27 protein-coding genes are annotated in these 20,214 nt (G+C 59.9%); 9 read left to right on the top strand and 18 right to left on the bottom strand.

Annotation, left to right across the window (positions count from 1 at the left end):
• The first annotated feature begins 85 nt into the window (after window positions 1–85).
• Window positions 86–1,120, top strand: a complete 1,035-nt coding sequence (locus Q0Z69_RS00805) for a putative ABC transporter permease (RefSeq protein WP_298028839.1) — start codon at window positions 86–88, stop codon at window positions 1,118–1,120.
• A 56-nt stretch (window positions 1,121–1,176) separates the two neighbouring features.
• On the opposite strand, the gene Q0Z69_RS00810 is transcribed toward Q0Z69_RS00805, so the two are convergent.
• From Q0Z69_RS00810 to mutY, 6 genes are all read right to left on the bottom strand, one after another.
• On the bottom strand, window positions 1,177–1,629 hold the full coding sequence (locus tag Q0Z69_RS00810; RefSeq protein ID WP_298028841.1) for a hypothetical protein: 453 nt from the start codon (window positions 1,627–1,629) through the stop codon (window positions 1,177–1,179).
• A complete protein-coding gene (locus tag Q0Z69_RS00815) occupies window positions 1,630–2,502 on the bottom strand; it encodes a 4Fe-4S cluster-binding domain-containing protein (RefSeq protein WP_298028843.1) in 873 nt (290 codons plus the stop codon).
• Window positions 2,492–2,731 (bottom strand): hypothetical protein, encoded by a 240-nt coding sequence (locus Q0Z69_RS00820; RefSeq protein ID WP_298028844.1) that lies wholly within the window; start codon window positions 2,729–2,731, stop codon window positions 2,492–2,494. The genes Q0Z69_RS00815 and Q0Z69_RS00820 overlap by 11 nt, the downstream gene beginning before the upstream one ends.
• Before the next feature lie 2 nt (window positions 2,732–2,733).
• Entirely contained in the window at window positions 2,734–2,922 is a 189-nt protein-coding gene (locus tag Q0Z69_RS00825) for a hypothetical protein (protein WP_298028846.1), read from the bottom strand.
• Between the two features lies 1 nt (window position 2,923).
• Entirely contained in the window at window positions 2,924–3,154 is a 231-nt protein-coding gene (locus Q0Z69_RS00830; RefSeq protein ID WP_298028848.1) for a hypothetical protein, read from the bottom strand.
• A 97-nt stretch (window positions 3,155–3,251) separates the two neighbouring features.
• A complete protein-coding gene (gene mutY / locus Q0Z69_RS00835; protein WP_298028850.1) occupies window positions 3,252–4,334 on the bottom strand; it encodes an A/G-specific adenine glycosylase in 1,083 nt (360 codons plus the stop codon).
• Window positions 4,335–4,457: 123 nt separating this feature from the next.
• Between mutY and Q0Z69_RS00840 the strand changes: the two genes are divergently transcribed.
• Genes Q0Z69_RS00840 through Q0Z69_RS00865 form a run of 6 tightly spaced genes read left to right on the top strand, consistent with a single transcriptional unit; the run spans window position 4,458 to window position 6,951 of the window.
• Entirely contained in the window at window positions 4,458–5,108 is a 651-nt protein-coding gene (locus Q0Z69_RS00840) for a MerR family transcriptional regulator (protein ID WP_298028851.1), read from the top strand.
• Window positions 5,089–5,346 carry a hypothetical protein gene (locus Q0Z69_RS00845; protein ID WP_298028854.1) on the top strand — a complete coding sequence of 86 codons (258 nt, stop codon included), beginning with the start codon at window positions 5,089–5,091 and terminating at the stop codon, window positions 5,344–5,346. The genes Q0Z69_RS00840 and Q0Z69_RS00845 overlap by 20 nt, the downstream gene beginning before the upstream one ends.
• Window positions 5,327–5,593 carry a hypothetical protein gene (locus Q0Z69_RS00850; protein WP_298028856.1) on the top strand — a complete coding sequence of 89 codons (267 nt, stop codon included), beginning with the start codon at window positions 5,327–5,329 and terminating at the stop codon, window positions 5,591–5,593. The genes Q0Z69_RS00845 and Q0Z69_RS00850 overlap by 20 nt, the downstream gene beginning before the upstream one ends.
• Window positions 5,574–5,885, top strand: a complete 312-nt coding sequence (locus Q0Z69_RS00855) for a YbjQ family protein (protein WP_298028858.1) — start codon at window positions 5,574–5,576, stop codon at window positions 5,883–5,885. The genes Q0Z69_RS00850 and Q0Z69_RS00855 overlap by 20 nt, the downstream gene beginning before the upstream one ends.
• Window positions 5,885–6,607: an MBL fold metallo-hydrolase gene (locus Q0Z69_RS00860; protein ID WP_298029021.1), complete on the top strand. Its 723-nt coding sequence runs from the start codon at window positions 5,885–5,887 to the stop codon at window positions 6,605–6,607. Before Q0Z69_RS00855 ends, Q0Z69_RS00860 begins: the two co-directional genes overlap by 1 nt.
• A 38-nt stretch (window positions 6,608–6,645) precedes the next feature.
• Window positions 6,646–6,951 carry an LPS biosynthesis protein gene (locus Q0Z69_RS00865; protein ID WP_298028860.1) on the top strand — a complete coding sequence of 102 codons (306 nt, stop codon included), beginning with the start codon at window positions 6,646–6,648 and terminating at the stop codon, window positions 6,949–6,951.
• Between the two features lie 92 nt (window positions 6,952–7,043).
• Here the strand turns inward: Q0Z69_RS00865 and Q0Z69_RS00870 are convergent, their stop codons facing one another.
• On the bottom strand, window positions 7,044–7,280 hold the full coding sequence (locus Q0Z69_RS00870) for a hypothetical protein (RefSeq protein ID WP_298028862.1): 237 nt from the start codon (window positions 7,278–7,280) through the stop codon (window positions 7,044–7,046).
• 44 nt (window positions 7,281–7,324) lie between these two features.
• Window positions 7,325–7,570: a helix-turn-helix domain-containing protein gene (locus Q0Z69_RS00875; RefSeq protein ID WP_298028864.1), complete on the bottom strand. Its 246-nt coding sequence runs from the start codon at window positions 7,568–7,570 to the stop codon at window positions 7,325–7,327.
• Between the two features lie 125 nt (window positions 7,571–7,695).
• Between Q0Z69_RS00875 and Q0Z69_RS00880 the strand changes: the two genes are divergently transcribed.
• The gene (locus Q0Z69_RS00880; protein WP_298028866.1) at window positions 7,696–7,860 is read left to right on the top strand and encodes a hypothetical protein; all 165 of its coding nucleotides are present in this window, start codon (window positions 7,696–7,698) and stop codon (window positions 7,858–7,860) included.
• A 13-nt stretch (window positions 7,861–7,873) separates the two neighbouring features.
• Here Q0Z69_RS00880 and Q0Z69_RS00885 read toward each other — a convergent pair whose 3' ends face one another.
• The 4 genes from Q0Z69_RS00885 to Q0Z69_RS00900 form a co-directional block, all read right to left on the bottom strand.
• Window positions 7,874–9,262 (bottom strand): YfcC family protein, encoded by a 1,389-nt coding sequence (locus tag Q0Z69_RS00885; RefSeq protein ID WP_298028868.1) that lies wholly within the window; start codon window positions 9,260–9,262, stop codon window positions 7,874–7,876.
• 103 nt (window positions 9,263–9,365) lie between these two features.
• On the bottom strand, window positions 9,366–10,364 hold the full coding sequence (gene argF, locus Q0Z69_RS00890; RefSeq protein ID WP_298028872.1) for an ornithine carbamoyltransferase: 999 nt from the start codon (window positions 10,362–10,364) through the stop codon (window positions 9,366–9,368).
• 291 nt (window positions 10,365–10,655) lie between these two features.
• Complete coding sequence (gene arcA, locus Q0Z69_RS00895; protein ID WP_298028874.1) at window positions 10,656–11,879, bottom strand: arginine deiminase; 1,224 nt, start codon at window positions 11,877–11,879, stop codon at window positions 10,656–10,658.
• Window positions 11,880–12,225: 346 nt separating this feature from the next.
• Window positions 12,226–12,477, bottom strand: coding sequence for a helix-turn-helix domain-containing protein (locus Q0Z69_RS00900; protein ID WP_298028876.1), 252 nt, complete (start codon window positions 12,475–12,477; stop codon window positions 12,226–12,228).
• 101 nt (window positions 12,478–12,578) lie between these two features.
• Here Q0Z69_RS00900 and Q0Z69_RS00905 point away from each other — a divergent pair, with 101 nt between their 5' ends.
• A complete protein-coding gene (locus tag Q0Z69_RS00905) occupies window positions 12,579–12,845 on the top strand; it encodes a hypothetical protein (protein ID WP_298028878.1) in 267 nt (88 codons plus the stop codon).
• A gap of 143 nt (window positions 12,846–12,988) precedes the next feature.
• On the opposite strand, the gene Q0Z69_RS00910 is transcribed toward Q0Z69_RS00905, so the two are convergent.
• The 6 genes from Q0Z69_RS00910 to ftsH all read right to left on the bottom strand — a co-directional run bounded on the left by Q0Z69_RS00910 (window position 12,989) and on the right by ftsH (window position 20,202).
• Window positions 12,989–13,699 (bottom strand): ABC transporter ATP-binding protein, encoded by a 711-nt coding sequence (locus Q0Z69_RS00910; RefSeq protein WP_298028880.1) that lies wholly within the window; start codon window positions 13,697–13,699, stop codon window positions 12,989–12,991.
• Window positions 13,692–14,633, bottom strand: a complete 942-nt coding sequence (locus Q0Z69_RS00915) for an ABC transporter ATP-binding protein (protein WP_298028882.1) — start codon at window positions 14,631–14,633, stop codon at window positions 13,692–13,694. Before Q0Z69_RS00915 ends, Q0Z69_RS00910 begins: the two co-directional genes overlap by 8 nt.
• Window positions 14,630–15,757, bottom strand: coding sequence for a branched-chain amino acid ABC transporter permease (locus tag Q0Z69_RS00920; protein ID WP_298028884.1), 1,128 nt, complete (start codon window positions 15,755–15,757; stop codon window positions 14,630–14,632). The genes Q0Z69_RS00915 and Q0Z69_RS00920 overlap by 4 nt, the downstream gene beginning before the upstream one ends.
• Complete coding sequence (locus tag Q0Z69_RS00925; protein WP_298028886.1) at window positions 15,754–16,641, bottom strand: branched-chain amino acid ABC transporter permease; 888 nt, start codon at window positions 16,639–16,641, stop codon at window positions 15,754–15,756. The genes Q0Z69_RS00920 and Q0Z69_RS00925 overlap by 4 nt, the downstream gene beginning before the upstream one ends.
• A gap of 148 nt (window positions 16,642–16,789) precedes the next feature.
• Window positions 16,790–17,980, bottom strand: a complete 1,191-nt coding sequence (locus tag Q0Z69_RS00930) for an ABC transporter substrate-binding protein (protein WP_298028889.1) — start codon at window positions 17,978–17,980, stop codon at window positions 16,790–16,792.
• Window positions 17,981–18,333: 353 nt separating this feature from the next.
• The gene (gene ftsH, locus Q0Z69_RS00935; protein ID WP_298028891.1) at window positions 18,334–20,202 is read right to left on the bottom strand and encodes an ATP-dependent zinc metalloprotease FtsH; all 1,869 of its coding nucleotides are present in this window, start codon (window positions 20,200–20,202) and stop codon (window positions 18,334–18,336) included.
• Between the last annotated feature and the right edge of the window lie 12 nt (window positions 20,203–20,214).

The raw sequence follows: 20,214 nt of genomic DNA on the forward strand, positions 1-20,214 counted from the left end.
GAGATGGCCGGTTGACAGAATGTCTTTTATCTCGTATCTTTTTACGCTTATCTGATATCCCATTCCTAATTGTCAGGAGGGTACTATGCACGTCTACACCACGGGCCAATGGGTCCTGCTGTTTTTCTTCTACTGTTTCTGCGGCTGGATATGGGAGTCCTGTTATGTCTCCGCCCGGCAGCGCCGCTGGGTGAATCGGGGCTTTTTGCAGGGGCCTCTGCTGCCCATTTACGGTTCTGGTGCTATCATCATCCTGTTCACGACCCTGCCGGTGGCGGGAAGCCTGCCTTTGATCTGGCTGTTCGGCATGCTGTCCGCCACCGTGCTGGAATATGTGGTGGGCGCCGCCATGGAGAAGATCTTCAAGGTCCGCTACTGGGACTATTCCAGCCAAAGGTTCAACCTCAACGGCCACATCTGCCTCACCAGCTCTATCGCCTGGGGCTTTTTCTCCATCCTGCTGGTGCGCTTTGTCCATCCGCCCATCGGGCGGCTGCTGGCGGACGTGCCTGCCTGGCTGGTGGACCCCCTGGCCCTGGGACTTACCGTAGTCTTTACCGTGGATGTGGTCCGCTCCGTCCAGGCCGCTCTGGACCTGCGTGAGGTCCTTACCAAGCTCACAGAGGAAAATGAGGATCTGCGCCGTCTGGCCAAGCGGGCTGAGGTGGCCGCTGCCTTTGCCGAGGATGACCTCCGCCGCTTCCGGGAACGGACGGAGGTGGAAAAACAGGTCTGGCAGCTCCGACTGGAAGAAGGCGTGGACCAGCTCCGGGATGCCCAAACGGCCCGGAAGCAGCGCCGTCAGGAACTGCTGGAGTCCGCTCTCCGCCGCCGCACCAATGCCAAGCTGGAGGTCCTGCATACCATCTCCGAAGCGCTGGAGGTCTGCAGGGAGCACCTGGCGGACATCCCCGACCTGACGGCGGAAGCGCTGGATGAGCGCCGCCAGGACCTGACCGAGGCCATCCAGCGGGTTCGGGAGCGGGAGGCCAGTGTCCGCGCCCGCACCGCCAAGACCTACCAGCGGTCCCTGCGCATTTTGCAGGGCAACCCCTCCGCCATGGCAAAGGAATTTCAGGAGGCCATGGAGACCCTGCGGAAGCTGGGAGATCGGAAATAAATGTGAAAAAGAGACGCCCACGGGCGTCTCTTTTTATATTCCATGTCCATTCTCCTTTAGTGGATATCCAATGCCGCCATCAATTCTCCGCGCAGTGCAGAGCCTGTTGCCGCCTGCCCTTTCAGGCAGGCGAGCCTGGCTGACGGAAAACAGCAGAACTCGCTTCCCGCATCGCCAAAATGGAAGCCGCCTCCCTTGGCGTCCTTCAGGGTGATATTCAAACCGCCCTCACTCAGCCTCTCATCCAAAAAAACATCAAGCCCGGGTATTGCGCTCCAGCGCATCCGGTAGCTGTACCGCTCCAGAACCGTCTGAACGGCCTCCATCTCCGGCGTTCCCGGTTCCACCAAAAGCTCCCCGTGCTGTGATGAGAGCGTCACCCGCAGTTCCGTGGAGGCATCCAGCAGCCCCGCCAGGGACCGGGGCCACAGCACCCAGGCGGCGATGAGCAGAACCGCCGCCAGCACAACGCCCCAGATCGCTTTTCCATGTGCTGTTTTCTGTTTCATTCAAATGCCTCCCAAATCAAACTCTGGGGTATATTCCTCTTTCGCGGAGGTCCGCTCCTGGGTATAGCCATCCACGATACCACAGTTTTCCATGTACTGCACCGCCGCCCGGTACTCCGCCTTCGTCACATGGCGGGCAAGGTTCCCCGCAGCCCCCGGCTGAGGGGTGTACTGGCTCATGAGGGAGAACAGCACGTCGCCGGGACGGAAGGTCTCCGCCACCCAGTCGATAACCCGCCGGGTGTTTTCCAGCTCTCCCGGCAGGATCAGGTGGCGGATCAGCACGCCGCTTTTCAACGCCCCGTTCGCCATGCGGTACGGTCCCGTCTGGCGGAACATCTCCAAAATGGCAGCGCTGGCCCAGTCAAAATAATCCTCCGCCGCCGAGTATCGCTTAGCCGGCCCCGGCAGGGCGTATTTCAGGTCCGGCAGGTACACCTGTACCTTCCCCTCCAGCAGCCACAGCGTCTCCGGCTTCTCATATCCGCCGCTGTTCCACACCACCGGCACCGGCCAGGGCTCATTCCCCAAAGCCTCCAGAATGACAGGGGTGAAATGGGTTGGGGTCACCAGGTCCAGGCAGGCCGCCCCCTGAGCGATCAGCTCCTGAAATATCTCCCGCAGCCGCCTCGCTGTCAGAGTTTTGCCCACGTTTCCCTGAGAGATAGTCCCATTCTGGCAGAAGCGGCACCGCAGGTTACACCCGGAGAAGAACACACAGCCCGCGCCCCAGTCCCCCACCAGGCACGGCTCCTCCCATTGGTGGAGCATGGCCCGGGCCGCCACCGGGACGCTGGGCATCCGGCAGAAGCCGCCAGTCTTCGTCCCCGTCCGCTCCGCGCCGCAGTTGCGGGGACAGATGTTACAGATCATGGGGCGTTTCCTCCCGGCTGTCCGGCTGTGTCTCCGAGGCGCTCTCTCCGGCACAGCCGAACTCCGGCGTCTCCGGAACGTCCACCGCCAGCTTCCGGCAATCCTCACAGTACCAGGCCGTCAGCCCCTTATTCGGTGCGGACTCCCCCTGTTCCGGCGTTTCCACGGTGGAAACGGGCCTTCCTGGCTCCATGTCCCAGGGGTCCTCGCTCTTTTTCCAAGACGGCATCGTCACTCCTCCTCGTCTTCGTCTTTCGGCAGGTGCCCCCGGAAGGTCTCGCCGGACCGGCGGGGGAAAAAGGAGATGGGCGCCGGGGGCTCCTGCCCGTGGTAGTACCGCCACAGCCACCGCAGACACCAGACCAGCTTCCGCAAAAGCAGCAGCAACAAGGCAGTCAGCAGAATATTGACGAGCTCCATCTCACTGTCCGTCCTTTTTCTCTTCGTCCACTTCCTCGTAATCCACAGTATACACCGGCCCCTTGAACTCCGGCTCTTTTGCGCCGGAGGCCGTCCCGCCCCCCTGGGGGCGGCCCTGACGGCGGCGGACCAGCCACCAGATCACCGCGATCAGCAGCAGCGGCCATAAAAGCCGAAGGATCACAAACAGCAGATGAAACAGCTTCAGCGGAAGCCCCACCAGCAGTCCCATAAAACGCTCCTTTCAGCCGCCCCTCCGGCGGCTCTTTTTGTCGTGTATATCAGCCCAGCAGGCAGGCCAAAAATCCATCCACGCACGCATACAATTTCTAACTCCTCATCCCTAATTGTTCCATGGCTTCCGCGTAGTACCGGGCGAACGCCGACGGCACCGCGTATTCCTTTAATCCTTCCGCGTCGGCCCAAACAAAGTCCTCTGGCCCCTCCCCGGCCACCTCCAGGGTATAGCCCGTCATGTGCCACTCCACGTGGGTGAAGATATGCCTGGCGGTCAGCCTGTTCTTCCATGCCTTCAGCTCCAGTCCCCAGGAGGCCACTGCCGACGGGGCGGTGGCCTCAGTCAGCGTCCCCTCCACGTTGGGGAACTCCCACAATCCCGCCAGCAGGCCCGCGGCAGGGCGCTTCCGCAGGGCGGTCTTTCCATCCCGCAGGAAGAGGAACACCGTCTTCTCCTCAGCCCGCCGGGCCTTTTTGGGCTTTTTTACCGGCAGCGTCTCCGCCGTGCCGCGGATGCGGCCCTGGCAGAAGTCCCGGGCGGGGCAGTCCCCGCACCTGGGCGGACCGTTTGGCACGCAGACCGTGGCCCCCAGCTCCATGGCAGCCTGGTTGAAGATGCGGATGCTCTCTCCGTCCTCCGGCATGACGGCCTGCACCTGGTCCCGAACCGCCTTTTTCACTTTGGGATCCAGAATGTCGTCATGGCAGTCGGTGATCCGGGCCACGGCCCGCAGAACATTGCCGTCCACCGCCGCTTCCCGCCGGCCAAAGGCCGCCGAGGCAATGGCGCTGGCGGTGTAGTCCCCGATGCCCGGCAGGGCCAGCAGGCCCTCGTAGGTGTCCGGAAAGCTGCCCCGCTCCGCAACCAGCCTCGCCGCCTTTTGCAGATTCCTGGCCCGGCTGTAATAGCCCAGGCCCTCCCACAGCTTCATCAAGCGGTCCTCTGGGGCGGCAGCCAAAGCCTCCACCGAGGGGAACGCCTCCAAAAAACGGGCATAATAGCCCAGGACCGCCGCCACGCGGGTCTGCTGAAGCATGATCTCCGACACCCAGATGCGGTAGGGGTCCCTCGTGCGCCGCCAGGGCAGGTCCCTGGCGTTTTCCCGGTACCAGGCCAGCAGCGGCTCCGGCAGGCGGGGGAGCACATTTTCAGTTGTCAGTTCATGTTGTTTCATGGTATTATCATACCACAACCCGGCAACGCTTCCCACCTTTCTGAAAAAAATTTTAAAAACACTTGACCTTCCCCTTTCTGGAAGGTATACGCTATAGTCAATCACAGAAGTGAGGTGAGACCCGTGAAGATCAACGAGGTGGAAGCCCTGGTGGGCATCACAAAGAAAAACATCCGCTTTTACGAGGCAGAGGGCCTGCTGGCCCCACGGCGGAACAGCGAGAACGGTTACCGGGACTACGGTGAAGTAGAAGTAGAGGCCCTGCGGCGGATCAAGCTGCTGCGAAAGCTGGGCGTGCCCCTGGAGGAGATCCGGGCCATGCAGGCTGGCACCCACACCGTGGGGGACGGTATGCGCCGCCATCTCATCACGCTGGAGCGGGACCGGGCCAATCTGGAGCAGTCCATCCGGCTGTGTGACCGCCTCACAGGCTGTCAGGAGCGGCTGGCGGACCTGGACGCCGGGGCCGTCCTGGCGGAGATGGAGACCATGGAGCAGTCCGGCACCACCTTCCAAAACAAGCAGAGGCAGGACATCCGCATCCGGTATGTGGCTCCGGTGGTCATCGCTGTGCTGACGGTGGCCCTGATGGCAGCCCTGGCCGCCCTGTTTCTATGGGCATACCTCGCCGATCCCGCCGGCGCGCCGCCCGTGATATTGATGCTGGTGCTGGCGGCGCTGCCCCTGCTGGTGGCGGGCGGCGTGGTGCTGGCTCTGATCCAGCGCATCCGGGAGATTGGGAAAGGAGAGGAAGATGATGCGAAAAACTACTAGGAAGAAGATCGCGCCCATTGTGGTAACGATGCTGGTGCTCCTGTACATGGTCCCACTGGTGGTGATGGTCCTTGGTCTGATGGGCCTGCTGGACCACGGGGAGGGCGTGGCCGTCATGTTCCCCCTGCTGTGCTGGCTGGTGGTGGGCGGCGCGGTGATCGTGGGTATCCTGAAAGCCCTGCGCCAGCGCCTGCGGGAGATCGACGGAGGTGAGGAAGATGACGCCAGCCAATATTGAGGAGCGCCGGAAACGCCGCAGGCGCTCCGCTGTCCGGGGCGTGGTACTGTTCGGACTGCTTCAGGCGGCCTGCGCCGTCTGTTTTGGGTCCCTCTGCTTCATTCCGGACCTGCCAGGGTGGGCGTTCGCCCTGTTTCTGGTCTTGGCCGTATTCTGTTTACTGTTGATCCTGCCGGCGCTGCTGGCATTAAAAAAACGTTTTGAAGAGATTCAAGGAGGAGAAGAAGATGCTGCTGCTGAATATTGACTACATTCCCGGAAAGGAACTGGAACCCCTTGGCATCGTGAAGGGAACCGTGGTCCAATCCAAAAACTTCGGCAAGGACTTTATGGCCGGTATGAAGACCCTGGTGGGCGGTGAGATCACCGGCTACACTGAAATGCTGAACGAGGCCCGCCAGATCGCCACCAAGCGGATGGTGGACGAGGCCGCGGCTCTGGGCGCCGACGCCGTCATCAATATCCGCTACGGCTCGTCCGCCGTGATGCAGGGAGCCGCTGAGGTCATCGCCTACGGCACGGCAGTAAAATATCTGTGATGCGCGTCACCTTTTTAGCGCACAGCGGTTTCCTGGTGGAGCTGCCGTCAGTGACGCTGCTATTCGACTGGTGGAAGGGGGAGCTTCCGGCCCTGCGGCCGGAGATCCCCCTGCTGGTCTTTGTCAGCCACCGCCACCCGGACCACTTCTCGCCCGCCATTTTCGCCCTAAACGACGGCCCGCGGGAGATACTCTTTTTGCTGGGAAAGGACATCAGGCTGTCCCCCCGGAACCTGGCCCGATGGGGCGTTTCCCAAGAGACCGCCGGGAAATGCCTGTCCCTGGGTGGGAACAACATAGTCTCTCCCCTGTCTGGCGTTTCGGTGGAGACGCTGCCCTCCACCGACGAAGGCGTGGCCTTTCTGGTCACGGCGGATGGGCGGACGTTGTTCCACGCCGGGGACCTGAACTGGTGGCACTGGGAGGGCGAGGACAAAGCCTGGAACCGAAACATGGAGGTCAATTTCCAGCGGTACACGGAGCCTCTGCGGGGGCGGCGCATTGACCTGGCCATGCTGCCGCTGGACCCCCGGCTGGGCGAATCGGGCTTCTGGGGGCCCCGATATTTCCTGGAACTGGCGGACATCGCCCGCTTCCTGCCCATGCACCAGTGGGGAGAGTTTGGCTTTACGAAACAGTTTTTGGAGCGGTTCCCGGAGTTCAAATCCTGCACGGTGCCTGTGGAGAAAACCGGGCAGTGCTTTGATCTTGACAGGCCATGACAAATTCCTTACAATGATTTGAAAGGGAGGGATGGACTATGCAGATCGACGGCAACGAACTGGCTATTTTGCAGAACGACCTGGATCGGGAGGGCCGCCACGAGGAGGCCATGGCCATCAAAAAAGAATTTCTGAAGCAGGTCCGGGAGAGCGGCGACCACTGCCCCTGCAAGGAGGCCTGCCCCCACCACGGCAACTGCTTCGAGTGCGTCACACTGCACCGGGGCCACCGGGACCACCTGCCCATGTGCATGTGGGACATGGTGAATGAGCGGCTCCACAAGCTGTCTCTGATGACGGAGGGCACGCTGCGTACATACGAGGACGCGCACAAGAACGACTGACCAGAAAATGAAAAACACCGGAAGGGCGGTGCTCCGCAATGGGGTGCCGCCCTTCCGGCTGAATGATCGTTTTTGACTGGGCCAATATCCCTTCATGCACAGCGCAGCCTGCTTTTTTGCGGCAGCATAAGCGTTATGCCCGCCGCACCCAGGGCCACCACGCCGCACACGACCAGCATGGCCAGTCCTCCAGTTCCCAGGCGGAGCGATCCTCTTGGAGCTGCATAAAGAACACTGCGCCGCAGCAGAAGGCGATGGCAAAATACAGCAGCGCCCGGTCCAGTCAATAAGCGGTCCCAGTCCAGCTTAAAAAATCCCTGAACAAACATCTTGGGCCGCCTTCCTTACGGAGAGCGGCCCAGCGTGGTCCCTTTTATTCTTCAAACAGCTTGGCGGTGGGGATGTCCAACGCTTTCGCAATACAAAACAGTGTGTACAAAGACGGTGCGTGAATGCGGTCATTATTATTGGATTCCAGCTGCCCAATAAAACTGGTGTTGCAGTCCACCATATCAGCCAGCTGCTCCTGCGTTAGTCCCTTTTTTCGCCGATAATAAGCAATACGCAATCCCAGAAGGCGGTATTGTTCCCGAAATCTCTCCTTGTTCTCTTTCCGCACGATACCGCCCCCTTTCCATATATGGTAGCATGGCTATTGGGCAAAGTTAATTGCTTAACAGACTTGATTTATATGATAATAGATAATATAATTGTGTTGCAGATATAGAAGGGGGGATATGCTTTATGAAAAAGACGGAATTAATGCTGGACGACTATCTTTACGAATTTTACCGCAAGATCGGCGCGCAGGTGGGAAAAACGGCGGAGGAGGTCATGTCCGACGCGCTGTTCCGCTTCGCTGGGGAATCGTCCCTGCGGGCCATTGACAAGAAGGAACGCGGACGCTGATGCGTCCGCGTTCTTATCCCAGCGCCACGCCGGCGGCCAAAAAGGCCAGGGTCAGCAGCAGGAAGTATAAAATCAGCTTCCAGACGAATTTGACCCATTTGTCATAGGGCACATGGCCCAGGGCCAGGGCGCCCATCACCACCGCCGCCGTGGGCGTGATGATGTTCACCAGACCGCTGGCGGACTGGAAGGCGGTGACCACCAGGTCTCCCCCCACTCCCGCGAACCGGCCCAGAGGCGCCATGATGGGTACCGACAGCGTGGCCAGCCCTGAGGAAGAGGGGATCAGGATGGTGAGCGGCAGATAAATGAGATACACCAGCAGCACAAAGCTGACCGGCCCCGCTCCCGCCAGGGCGTCCTCGCCCCAGTGGAGCACCGTGTCGGTGATGCGGCCGTCGTTCATCAGCACAGTGATCCCCCGGCTGATGCCGATGATGAGGGCGACGCCCAGCAGGTCCGCGCAGCCTGCCACGAAGGTCTCGGCGATCTCGCTCTCCCGCTGGCCGTCAATAAGGCCGATGACCACGCCGAACACCAGAAACAGAGCGCTCAGCTCCGGGAACCACCAGCCCAGCACCGGCAGGGGCAGGCCCATTTCGTCAAAGGGGATGACGCCGTACACCATGATGAGAAAGGCCAGGGTGAACAGAGCCATGATGACTTTCCGTTTGGGCGTGAAGGGTACGGCCTCGTCCATGGACACCTTGATATTGCCGCCGCCCACACCCACCACGGACTTGGAGGGATTTTTCTTCACCTTGGCGGCATACGCCATCACGAACCAGATGGCGGCGGCCTCGAACACGACCCACTGGACCACTCGCAGCAGAATGCCCTCTCCCAGGGACACCCCGGCGAAGCCCGCCGCGATGCCGGTGGCAAAGGGGTTCACCGTGGAGCTGATGACGCCGGCTCCGGCTCCCAGCAGGATCACGGCGATGCCCACCACCGCGTCATAGCCCGCCGCCAGAAACACGGGGATCAGCAGGGGATAGAAGGCCATGGTCTCCTCCCACATGCCGTAGGTGGTGCCGCCCAGGCCGAAGAGCAGCATCAGGATGGGGATGAGCCACTTCTCTCTGCCGCCCAGCCGCTGGATGATCGCGGCCACGCCGGCGTCCACCGCGCCGGTCTTCATCACCACGCCCAGAAAGCCGCCCACCATCAGGATGAACACGCACACGTCCACCGCGTCGTAAAAGCCGCTGAACGCTGCCTTCAGCACAGCGCCCACGCCCTGAGGCGACGGTTCCACAGCATGGTAGGTGCCTGCCTGGGGCACGCCCTCCACATAGTCATAGGCCCCCGCCGGGATCAGCCAGGTGGCGATGGCCACCAGCACGATCAGCAGGAACAGGATGGTATAGGCCGTGGGCATATGAAATTTGGCCTTGTTCAAAACGCAACACCTCTTTCAGAGAGTGAAGCGATCAGAGATATTCTGTTGACCGGATATCTCTGATCTTTTATTCTTCATCTCATTCCTGATCTCCAATTCCTCATTACTTCCCGATGGTGGCCACCAGCACGGCCTTGATGGAGTGCATCCGGTTCTCCGCCTCGTCAAACACCACAGAGTGCTTGGAGCGGAACACCTCGTCGGTGACCTCCCGGATGTCCACGCCCTTTTCCTTCCACTCCTTGGCAAGCTTCGTCTCAAAGTCGTGGAAGGAGGGCAGGCAGTGCATATACAGCACATTGGGGTTGCCGGTGGCTTTCAGCGTCTCCTCCGTGACCCGGTAGGGAGACAGCAGCTCCGCCCGCTCGGGGATCAGCGCTTCCTCGCCCATGGAGGCCCAGATGTCGCCGTAGATGACGTCGGCGTCCTTCAGATCCTTCAGGCTGTCGGTGATCTCGATAAGCGCACCGGTCTCCCGGGCGGTGGCGAAGGTGGTTTTCACGATCTCCGGGTCCATTTCCTTCGCCAGCTTTTCCGGTCCCAAGCCCACGAAATGCATTCCCATTTTGGCCGCGCCGATCATCCACGCATAACACATGTTGTTCCGCACATCGCCGGGGAACACCACCTTGATCTGGTTCAGGGGCTTGTGACAATGCTCCTCGATGGTCATCATGTCCGCCAGGATCTGGGTCGGGTGGTCTGCGTCGGTGAGGCCGTTCCACACGGGAACACCGGAGTACTTGGCCAGGTCCTCCACGCATTTCTGGTCGTAGCCCCGGTACTCGATGCCGTCGAAAAAGCGGCCCAGGACCTTGGCGGAATCCTCCAGAGATTCCTTTTTGCCCATCTGGGAGCTGCCCGCGTCCAGGTAGGTAACATGGGCGCCTTCCTGGGTCGCCGCCACCTCAAAGGAGCAGCGGGTACGGGTGGAGGTCTTTTCAAACAGCAGCACGATGTGCTTGCCCTTCATGGTAGGCTCACAGATGCCCGCCCGGCGCTTGGCCTTCAGGTCGTGGCCCAGGTCCAGCAGATAGCGGATCTCAGCGGGAGTAAAGTCCTGCAACGTCAAAAAGCTCCGGCCCTTCAAATTCACTGCCATAGTTCAGTTCTCCTCTTCATTCAATTACAAATTAGATTGGGAGTGCGATAAGAAATACCCGGATGGACGGAATATCGCTTATCCCTTGATCCTTATCCAGCATCCCATTTCTTCCCGCGCAGTCACGGGTCCTCTCTCTTCCTTTCGCAGCAGCAAAAGAAGCAACTGAAATCATTTTCGCCGCGGCGTGTACGTGGCGAAAATTCCCCGATCTGTTTGCCCTTGGGGCAAACACACCAGTGACCGATATCACTGGTGGTGGGGTAGTTAGGAGGGGAGCCTGCTCCCCTCCTAGGGCGTTTCCCTCCACAATGGCATGCTCATGCACCTCGGTCCGCCCCGGCCCCGGCTCAGTTCCGCGCTGGGGATGGTGTGGATGCGGATGCCTGCCTCTTCCAATGAGCGGTTGGTGACATAGTTCCGGGAGTATACCACCACCTCACCGGGGCCAATGGCCAGGGTGTTGCTGCCGTCGCTCCACTGCTCCCGGGCGGCGTCGATCTCGCTGCCCTGTCCGCAGGGAATCAAAGTCACCTTGTCCAAATGCAGGTGCTCCTTCAAAATATCCTCCAGCCGCCCATCCTCCTGGCGGATCTTCATCTTCCGATTCTCATCCAGCTCCATGACGAACACCGTGATGCTGGAGAGGATATTGGGGTGAACGGTAAATTTGTCCCGGTCCACCATGGTGAACACCGTGTCCAGATGCATGAAGGAGCGGGTCTTGGGAATGTTGAAGGCCAGCACCTTTTGGAAGCCCGTCGGGCCGTTCAGCACCGCTTCTGCCAGGGTATCGATGGAGTCCTCCCGCGTCCGCTGGGAGATGCCCACCGCCAGCACCTCCGGAGAGAGCACCAGGATATCGCCGCCCTCCAGCGAGCTGGCCTCGCCCCGGTCATACCAGCGGGGTGCATGCATATATTCCGGATTGTGCTCAAAAATGAATTTACCGAACAGCGTCTCCCGGTTCCGGGTCGCGGTGTGCATCTTATGGATGGAAACGCCGGTGCCGATGGTGGCAAAGGGATCTCTCGTAAAGTAGAGGTTGGGCATAGGGTCGATGGCGAAGGGATAACCGTCCTCCACGGCGGAAAGATGGTCACCCAGTCTGCCGCTCTGTATCCGAAGCTGGTCCTTGCGGACGCCGGCCATCATGGTGGAGACCATCTCCCTGTCCGGCATCCTGCCCAGAAAGTCCGTCAGAATCTCCCGGGTCCGGGCATCCTGCACGCCGGATTCCTCCAGAAACTGGCGGATGAGGTCGTTTCGCACCTCGCCGCTGGTCAGGGAATTTACCACCAGATCGGTGAGATAGACCACCTCCACGCCCTGGCCGCGGAGGCACTCGGCAAAGGCGTCGTGCTCCCGCTGGGCCTCCCGCAGATAGGGGATGTCATCAAACAGCAGCCGCTCCAGATACTCCGGCATCAGATTTTCCAGCTCCATGCCCGGCCGGTGCAGCATCACCTTTTTCAGCCGTCCGATCTCGGAGGTGTTATGGATCCCAGTTTTCAAACAGGCTCACTCCTTTTCAGGGTCGAAATGATTTGCGCTCGTCCAATAGGATTTCTGGTTTTTCCGCTTTCATGCGCGGATTTGAAAAATCGCGCAAAAAAAGAGGACCAGAACGTGTCTGGTCCTCTTTCAGCTTGTTTCAGAACATGAACGCCATCACGTTCAGCCGGACGCCGAAGCCGGACAGGGGCAGCGCCGCCAGCAGGGCGGCGGCCATAACCGTCGTTTCCTTCTTCTTGGATGTTTTATAGTGCGTCTATTTGTTCAAACGGATCTTTTTGAAAGAAGGGTTCAAAAAACGCGGGAGATCTGAGATCTCTCGCGTCCTATAACACTGTCTCACTGCCTATTGGTCTGACAGCAGCGCATCCGTTGTCACGCCAAACACCTGTGCAATCGCTTTCAGCTCAATGTCCGTTACAAAGCGGTTGCCGCTTTCAATGCATTGAACTGTATTCTTACTGAAATCCAGTCCTTGCAGCTGCAATTTGTCCGCCAAGCTCTTCTGCGAACACTTGGGCACCATGGCAAGCCGTAGCTTGGCTACTTTCGTCCCACAGAGATTCAATTTTCCATCTCGAGCTTTCGTCTTATACATAAGCGCCTCTTTTGACCTGTTGTGCTTGTCATTGAGGCTATTTTATGTAATAATAAGGGTTAAATTGACCAGCACTGCTGGTTTTTTCAGGAGGCTTTCCTATGGATAACCAACTTCTTCTATTGCAGGCTCTGGCAAAATGGATGGAACGGGAGCGGATCAGCGTCTCGTTCCGCTGCCCGCCGGCCCCGGACCGGGCCTTTTGGGCCAATGTGCTGCAGGAGCAAGAAAACGAGGACTATCGAACTCTGGAGCAGATCGCCGCTTGCCTGCGGAAGGACACTTCCGACTTCGACTGCATTGAGGAGATCGAAGCGCTGGTAGCCCAGCGGGGCTTTGATACCGCGCCCCGCCACGATTTCGGATAATCCTGTTTCCTGATAAAAATCTTTGAAACGTTTTTTTGCGGCGCACCGCGCCGCCGCGCCTGCGGCGCGCAGGAAACGTATTGACGATGTCACCGGCGGCATTTCTCAAAAACGGCGGGGAACGCTTGCTCCCCGCCGTTTGCTCAGTTGTGCTTGCCCAGATATGCTTCCTTGACCCGCTCATCCGCCAACAGCTCCGCGCCAGTGCCGCTCATGGTGATGTTGCCGGTCTCCAGCACGTAGGCCAGGTCCGCGATCTTCAGGGCCATGTTGGCGTTCTGCTCGATCAGCAGCACCGTCACCCCCTGGCGGTTGATCTCCTGAATGATCTTGAAAATGTCCTGCACCACCAGGGGCGCCAGGCCCAAGGACGGCTCATCCAGCATCATCAGCTTGGGGCGGGACATCAGCGCCCGGCCCACGGCCAGCATCTGCTGCTCGCCGCCGGACAGAGTCCCCGCCAGCTGCCAGGACCGCTCCTCCAGCCGGGGAAACAGACTGTAGACCCACCGGATATCCTTTTCGATCTCCGCCTTGTCCTTGCGGAGGTAGGCGCCGATCTTCAGATTTTCCAGCACCGTCATGTCCGGGAACACCCGGCGCCCCTCGGGACTCATGGCGATACCGGCGCTGATGATCCGGTCAATGGGCTTGCCCAGCAGCTCCGCGCCGTTCCACTGGATGGAGCCGGACTGGGCCTTCACCAGACCGGTGATGGTCCGCAGAGTCGTGGACTTGCCCGCACCGTTGGCGCCGATCAGGGTCACGATCTTGCCGTCGGGCACCTCCAGAGAAATGCCCCGCAGGGCCTGGATACCGCCGTAGGCCACATGGAGGTTTTCAATTTTAAGCATCGTCGGCCACCCCCAAATATGCGTCAATGACACGCTGATTGTTTTGGATCTCCGCCGGGGTCCCCTGGGCGATCAGCTTGCCGAAGTCCAGGACGTAGATGCGGTCGGAGATGTCCATGACCAGATCCATGTGGTGCTCGATGAGGAACACGGTGAGATCGAATTGGTCCCGGATCTGGCCGATGAAAGCGGTCAGCTCGTCGGTCTCCTGGGGGTTCATGCCCGCCGCCGGCTCGTCCAGCAGCAGCAGCTTCGGCTCCGCCGCCAAGGCCCGGGCGATCTCCAGCCGCCGCTGCTTGCCGTAGGGCAGGCTGGTGGCCAGCTCGTCCTTCACGTCGTCCAGCTCCACGATCTCCAGCAGGCGCGCGACCTCCTCCCGCTGGGCCGCCTCCTCCTTCCGGTTCATGCGGAAGGTCGCCGAGAACACATTGCTGGTGGTGCGGCAGTGCTTGGCGATCAGCACGTTGTCGAACACCGTCTGGGACTTCCACAGGCGGATGTTCTGGAAGGTGCGGGCCATGCCCAGCTTAGTGATCTTGTCCGGGGTCGGGGCCAGCACATGGCTGGTGAACACATTAGGATCCCGCTCCTTTTCTGCCTCACGGCGCTTGGCCAGGGCCTCGTCACCCTCTCCCGGCAGCCTCTCCAGCTTGTATTTGCCGGTGTACAGCTCCGGATGCTCCCCCTTGTAGATCTTCTTCATTTTGCCCTGCGGGTGGTTGCGGACGATGGTTTTTCCCAAAAAGGATACACGGCCATTTGTGGGTTGATACACGCCGGTTACCACATTGAATGCGGTGGTCTTGCCAGCGCCGTTGGGGCCGATGAGGGCCACGATCTCGCCCTTGTTGATCTCCAGGTTCAAATTGTCCACAGCCACCACGCCGCCGAACTGCATGGTGACGTTTTCGATTTTCAGCATATTCTCACTCATTTACCGGCCGCCCCCTTCTTTTGGCGCTTTCCCCGCCGGAACAGATCCGGAAACTCCTTGTCGCCCATCAGGCCGCGGCGGAAAAACAGCACCACGATCATGATGAACACAGAGAACACGACCATGCGGAAGCCGGGAGCCAGCAGGCTCAATCCGCCGATGTTGTTGGCAGGATCGTCCAGGAACCGCAGCCACCACTCGCTGCATCCAATAAACAGGAAGGACGCAATGATGCTGCCACTGATAGAGCCGATGCCGCCGATGACCACCATCAGCAGGATCTCATAGGTCATGGCGGAGGTAAAGCCCTTTGCCTGGACGCTGCTCATATACATCGCCATCAGGCCGCCGCCCACGCCAGCGAAGAAAGAGCTGATGACAAAACTCATCATCTTGTGCTTTGCCAGGTTGATGCCCATGGCCTCGGCGGCGATCTCATCGTCCCGAATGGCCTTGAAGGCGCGGCCGTAGGTGCTGTTGATCAAAAGCACCAGGATCAAAATGCAGATCCCCACTACAATGACATAAGGATACAGGTGCTTGAAAGTGGTATACTGCCGCAGGGTGTTGGAGCCGTTGGTCAGAGGTGCGAAGCCCTCAAACTGGATGAACGTCCGCATGATCTCCGCAAAGCCCAGGGTCGCGATGGCAAGATAGTCGCTTTTCAGCCGCAGCACCGGCAGGCCGATCAGCCAGCCGAAAAACGCCGCCAGAAGGCCGCAGATCACCAGGGTCAGCACCATGCCCACCACAGGGCCGATGCTCTCGCCCAAAACGCCGGAAAAAACTTCCGGGATGGAGAACTTGACGACGCCGCCGTCATAATACTGATACACGCCGGCGCGCTTGGCCGCAGGAATGGTCAGGATGGCATAGGTGTATGCGCCCACCAGCATGAAGCCCGCCTGTCCCAGAGAGAACAGGCCTGTAAATCCGTTCAACAGGTTCATGGACACCGCCAGCAGCGCGTACACAGTGGCTTTTTTCAGCACCGCCAGCATAATGGAAAGGCTGCTGGCACTGTTGGCAATGGCTTCCGCGCCCACGGACAGCACCGCCAGAACGGCAATGACCACAAGTCCCATCAGCAGGGTCTTGGCGCTGTTGTTCTTTGTTTTCATCATACCTTCTCCTCCAGCTTCTCTCCAAAGAGGCCGGTGGGCTTCAGGCACAGCACCAGGATCAGCAGCGCGAAGGTGAAGGCGTCGCTGAAGGTAGAATAGCCAAGGGCCCGGATGATGTTCTCGCAAATGCCGATGATGAAGCCGCCCACCACAGCGCCGGGGATGGAGCCGATGCCGCCGAACACGGCGGCCACGAAGGCTTTCAGGCCCGGCATGGTGCCCACGGTGGGGCTGACTGTGGAATAATTGCTGAAAAACAGGAAGGATCCCACCGCCGCCAGGAACGAACCGATGACGAAGGTCATGGAAATGACGCCGTTGATCTTCACGCCCATGAGCCGTGCCGTCTCAAAATCCCGGGAAGCGGCCCGCATGGCAAGGCCGATCTTCGTCCGCTTGATCAGCAGCAGCAAGATCAGGATCAGCACCACCGTCAAAATCGGTGTGATGACGGTGACCCGCTTGGTCTCCTGGCCCAGGATCACCACCTTGTCGCTGATCCAGGGAATGACAGGATACTGCTGCGGCTGGCCGCCGGTGATATACCACATCAGATTCTGCAGCAGATAGCTGACGCCGATGGCGGAGATCATCACGGACATCCGGGGGGCAGAGCGCAGAGGCTTATAGGCCAGGCGCTCCACTGTGAAGCCCAGCAGCACTGTTACAAAGATGGTAAAGGGAATCGCCAGATACACCGGCATAACGGTAATGGCGTAAAACATCACGAAGCCCGCCACGGTAAAAATGTCACCGTGGGCGAAGTTGATCAGACGCAGAATGCCATAGACCATGGTGTAGCCCAGGGCGATCAGCGCGTACTGCCCGCCTGCGGAAATACCCGCCAGCAGCGTCGGCAGCATGGTTTGGGTAAATGTTTGCATACTTCTCTCCTTCCTTTTAGAACGCGCGCCGGTTTTCCACCGGGCGGGGGCGCGCGCCGCCCCCTGGAAAGCCGGCGGCCTTATAGCCGCATGAGGCAGCGGAGGGAGTTTCCCTCCGCTGCCTGCAAAAGGCTGTTTTTCAGCCGGATCAGCCGTTCAGGCCCTGCTCCTTCACAGAGTAGAACTCGCCCTTGTCTGTATCCACGCCCTTGATGAAGATGATGTTCTTATCCACATCGCCCTCTTCATCAAACTTCACGTCGCCGGTAACGCCGGTATAGGTCACGCTGGCCAGCGCGTCCTTGATGGTGGCGGAATCCGTGCTGTCGGCGGCCTTGATGGCCTCGATGGCCACCATGTAAGCGTCATAGCCCAAAGCGGAGACGGCGGAAACCGTATCCGTGCCGCCGTTGTTGGACAGCTTGTCGCTGTTGGCGTTCAGCCAGCTCTGGAAACCGCTCATAAAGTCCGCGGCGGCCTGGGAAGCGCCTTCATCATAGAAGGTGGAGAAATACACGTCGGCACCGGACTTGCTGGCGGCCTGGAGGATAACGGCGTCATCCCAGGTGTCGCCGGCGATCAGAGGAATACCAGCAGAGGCAGCCTGATCGATCAGCAGAGAGGCCACGGTGGTAGAGGTGGGCGCGAAAATCACGTCGGCGCCGGCGTTCTTGGCGGCGTTGACGAAGCCGGACATATCGGTATTGCCGGCGGGGTTCTTATCGGCTACCACCTGAATGCCCAGGCGGCCGCACTCCTGGCTGAAATACTCGCCCAGGCCCTCGGAGTAGTCGTCGCCCAGTTCGGTGAACACATAGGCCACCTTGGCGTCAAACTCGTCCTTGGCCAGGTTGGCCAGCACACTGCCCTGGAAGGGATCCAGATAGCAGACACGGAAGTAGTAGGGGTTGCCCAGGGTCACGCCGGGGTTGGTGCAGGAGCAGCCGATGGCGGGAATGCTGGCCTCTTCAAACACGGGAGCCGCCGCCATGGACACACCGGAGCCGTAAGAGCCAAGCACCACGGCCACGCCGGCGCTCACCAGCTGCTGCGCGGCGGAAACGCCCTTGTCGTTCTCGGACTGGTTGTCCACGGGCACGACCTCTACCTGGTACTCCTCGCCGCCGATGGTGACGGTAGGCGTCACGGAGTTGGCGTACTCAATGCCCAGAACTTCCTTCTTGCCGCCGGCGCCGTTGGCGCCGGAAGAGGGCTCATAGATTCCGATCTTAATGACCTTGGCGCCGTCATCGGAGACTTCGGAACCGCTGTCGCCGCCGCAGGCCGCCAGGCTCAGGGTCATGACCAGCGCCAGCAAAAGTGCAAAGAGCTTTTTCATTCTTTTCATCCTCCATTTCAGTGGAAACAGCCTTCTGTCTCCCAGATGAAAGCTATTTTATGGGTTCCTGTCCGTCTTTGCAAGATGAATAATATACAGAAAGATTTCCCCCTTTCCGCAGTTTTCAAAACTTTTTCCACTGCTTTTTTCGTTTTTGTCCTTTTCTCATGGACATTTCAAAACTGGCTCTCCATTTTTGTAAAACATTTGTCCTCGAATCAGAGACATTTTATTTGGTCATTTTGCCGAAATCCTTTGTGAAATTTTGTAGCCGTTCTGGCGGTATCGCCCGCAAAAAGCCAAATAAGGGGCTGCCTGCCGGCAGCCCCTCTTGCTGATCTCAGTGCGATATGTCAATTTCCGGCTCCCGTGGCAGGCTCCGCCGCACCGTCCACCAGCCGCAGGAACTCCTCTCGCTCCAAGGTCTCATGCTCCAGCAGATACCGGGCCACGGTGTCCAGCGTTTCCCGCCGCTCCCGCAGAATGGTCTCGCACCGCTGATAGGCAGCGCCTACCACAGTCTTGATCTCCTCGTCGATCTGGGCGGCCACGGCCTCGGAATAGCTGCGGCCCTGGCTCATGGTGCGGCCAATGAACACCTCGTCATGGCCGGAATCAAAGGCCACAGTCCCCATGCTCTCACTCATGCCATAGCAGGCCACCATCTTCCTGGCGATGGCGGTGGCTCGCTGGATATCATTGCTGGCACCGGTGGAAATATCCCCCAGGCACAGCTTTTCGGCGACCCGACCGCCCAACAGGGCGACGATCTGATCCTCCATATACCGCTTGGAGAGGTAGGAGCGGTCCTCCTCCGGCAGGGAGATGGTCATGCCGCCCGCCTGCCCCCGGGGCACGATGGTGATGCGGCTCACAGGATCCTGGTCCGGCAGCGCATGCATCACCACGGCGTGGCCCGCCTCGTGCCAGGCCGTCAGCTCCCGCTCGTGCTGGGGGATGACCCGGCTCCGCTTCTCTGGGCCGGCAATAACCTTGATCTCCGCCTCCCGTAGATCTGCCATGGTGATCATGGGGCGGTCCTGGCGGCCCGCCAGCAGCGCGCCCTCGTTGATAAGGTTCTCCAGATCTGCGCCGGTAAAACCAGCCGTGCCCTGGGCCAGCTTTCTTAGATCCACGTCCTCCGCCAGCGGCTTGCCCTTGGCGTGTACCTTCAGGATCTCCTCCCGGCCTTTGATGTCCGGCAGGCCCACGTAGATCTGCCGGTCAAAGCGGCCAGGCCGCAGCAAGGCTGGGTCCAGTACATCCGCCCGGTTGGTGGCTGCCAGCACCACCACGCCCTCGTTGGCGGCGAAGCCGTCCATCTCCACCAAAAGCTGGTTCAGCGTCTGCTCCCGCTCGTCATGGCCGCCGCCCAGGCCCGTGCCGCGCTGGCGGCCCACCGCGTCGATCTCATCGATAAAGACGATGGCGGGGGCGGTCCGCTTGGCCTGGTCGAACAGATCCCGGACCCGGCTGGCGCCCACGCCCACATACAGCTCCACGAAGTCGGAACCGGAGATGGACAGAAATCCCACGCCCGCCTCCCCGGCCACAGCCTTGGCAAGCAGGGTCTTGCCGGTGCCCGGAGGGCCCACCAGCAGCACGCCCTTGGGGATACGCGCCCCCAGGGCGATATACTTCTTGGGATCCTTCAAAAACTCCACGATCTCTCGAAGTTCTTCCTTTTCCTCATCGGCGCCGGCCACATCGTCAAAGGTCACCTTTTTGTCCTGCTCATTCAGGGTTCGGGTCCGGGCGGCACCGAACTTTGCCATGCGGTCCGCTCCCATACCGCCGCCCTGCGCACGAACGACGAAAACATAAAACATGACGCCCATGACCAGCAATGTCAGCACCCAGGGAAGGATGATCTCCAGCCAGTTGGTGGAGGCAGGCTCCGGGTAATCGTAGGACTTCAAAATGCCCTTGGCGTACTGGTCCTGGACCAGGTCGTTCAGATCGTCGTAAAACAGCTGAAAATCATACAGCTTATACCGAACGGTGGCGGAGCCGTTCAATTCCTCCCGCAGAGTCATGGTCAGCCTGCTGCCGCTGTCGATGGTGAATGCCTCCACCTTCTCCTGCAAAAACAGCTGCCGGACCTGAGAGTATTCCAGCTGGGCGGACTGGTCGTTGGCCTGCCACAGCCAGCTCATGCACAGAAAAATGACCAGCGCCAGAAAGATAAAGCTGAAATTGGACATGCGATTCTGCTTCGTCAAATAGGTCCCTCC

This window comes from uncultured Dysosmobacter sp., from assembly GCF_947631165.1.
In the GTDB taxonomy this organism is placed as follows: Bacteria; Bacillota; Clostridia; order Oscillospirales; family Oscillospiraceae; genus Oscillibacter.

Bases quoted from the DNA above. Each gene is read 5' to 3' on its own strand.
- Q0Z69_RS00805 (WP_298028839.1), top strand. From the start codon at position 86: ATGCACGTCTACACCACGGGCCAATGGGTCCTGCTGTTTTTCTTCTAC.
- Q0Z69_RS00810 (WP_298028841.1), bottom strand. From the start codon at position 1,629: ATGAAACAGAAAACAGCACATGGAAAAGCGATCTGGGGCGTTGTGCTG.
- Q0Z69_RS00815 (WP_298028843.1), bottom strand. From the start codon at position 2,502: ATGATCTGTAACATCTGTCCCCGCAACTGCGGCGCGGAGCGGACGGGG.
- Q0Z69_RS00820 (WP_298028844.1), bottom strand. From the start codon at position 2,731: ATGCCGTCTTGGAAAAAGAGCGAGGACCCCTGGGACATGGAGCCAGGA.
- Q0Z69_RS00825 (WP_298028846.1), bottom strand. From the start codon at position 2,922: ATGGAGCTCGTCAATATTCTGCTGACTGCCTTGTTGCTGCTGCTTTTG.
- Q0Z69_RS00830 (WP_298028848.1), bottom strand. From the start codon at position 3,154: ATGGGACTGCTGGTGGGGCTTCCGCTGAAGCTGTTTCATCTGCTGTTT.
- mutY (WP_298028850.1), bottom strand. From the start codon at position 4,334: ATGAAACAACATGAACTGACAACTGAAAATGTGCTCCCCCGCCTGCCG.
- Q0Z69_RS00845 (WP_298028854.1), top strand. From the start codon at position 5,089: ATGATGCGAAAAACTACTAGGAAGAAGATCGCGCCCATTGTGGTAACG.
- Q0Z69_RS00850 (WP_298028856.1), top strand. From the start codon at position 5,327: ATGACGCCAGCCAATATTGAGGAGCGCCGGAAACGCCGCAGGCGCTCC.
- Q0Z69_RS00855 (WP_298028858.1), top strand. From the start codon at position 5,574: ATGCTGCTGCTGAATATTGACTACATTCCCGGAAAGGAACTGGAACCC.
- Q0Z69_RS00860 (WP_298029021.1), top strand. From the start codon at position 5,885: ATGCGCGTCACCTTTTTAGCGCACAGCGGTTTCCTGGTGGAGCTGCCG.
- Q0Z69_RS00865 (WP_298028860.1), top strand. From the start codon at position 6,646: ATGCAGATCGACGGCAACGAACTGGCTATTTTGCAGAACGACCTGGAT.
- Q0Z69_RS00870 (WP_298028862.1), bottom strand. From the start codon at position 7,280: ATGTTTGTTCAGGGATTTTTTAAGCTGGACTGGGACCGCTTATTGACT.
- Q0Z69_RS00880 (WP_298028866.1), top strand. From the start codon at position 7,696: ATGAAAAAGACGGAATTAATGCTGGACGACTATCTTTACGAATTTTAC.
- argF (WP_298028872.1), bottom strand. From the start codon at position 10,364: ATGGCAGTGAATTTGAAGGGCCGGAGCTTTTTGACGTTGCAGGACTTT.
- Q0Z69_RS00900 (WP_298028876.1), bottom strand. From the start codon at position 12,477: ATGTATAAGACGAAAGCTCGAGATGGAAAATTGAATCTCTGTGGGACG.
- Q0Z69_RS00905 (WP_298028878.1), top strand. From the start codon at position 12,579: ATGGATAACCAACTTCTTCTATTGCAGGCTCTGGCAAAATGGATGGAA.
- Q0Z69_RS00910 (WP_298028880.1), bottom strand. From the start codon at position 13,699: ATGCTTAAAATTGAAAACCTCCATGTGGCCTACGGCGGTATCCAGGCC.
- Q0Z69_RS00915 (WP_298028882.1), bottom strand. From the start codon at position 14,633: ATGAGTGAGAATATGCTGAAAATCGAAAACGTCACCATGCAGTTCGGC.
- Q0Z69_RS00920 (WP_298028884.1), bottom strand. From the start codon at position 15,757: ATGATGAAAACAAAGAACAACAGCGCCAAGACCCTGCTGATGGGACTT.
- Q0Z69_RS00925 (WP_298028886.1), bottom strand. From the start codon at position 16,641: ATGCAAACATTTACCCAAACCATGCTGCCGACGCTGCTGGCGGGTATT.
- Q0Z69_RS00930 (WP_298028889.1), bottom strand. From the start codon at position 17,980: ATGAAAAAGCTCTTTGCACTTTTGCTGGCGCTGGTCATGACCCTGAGC.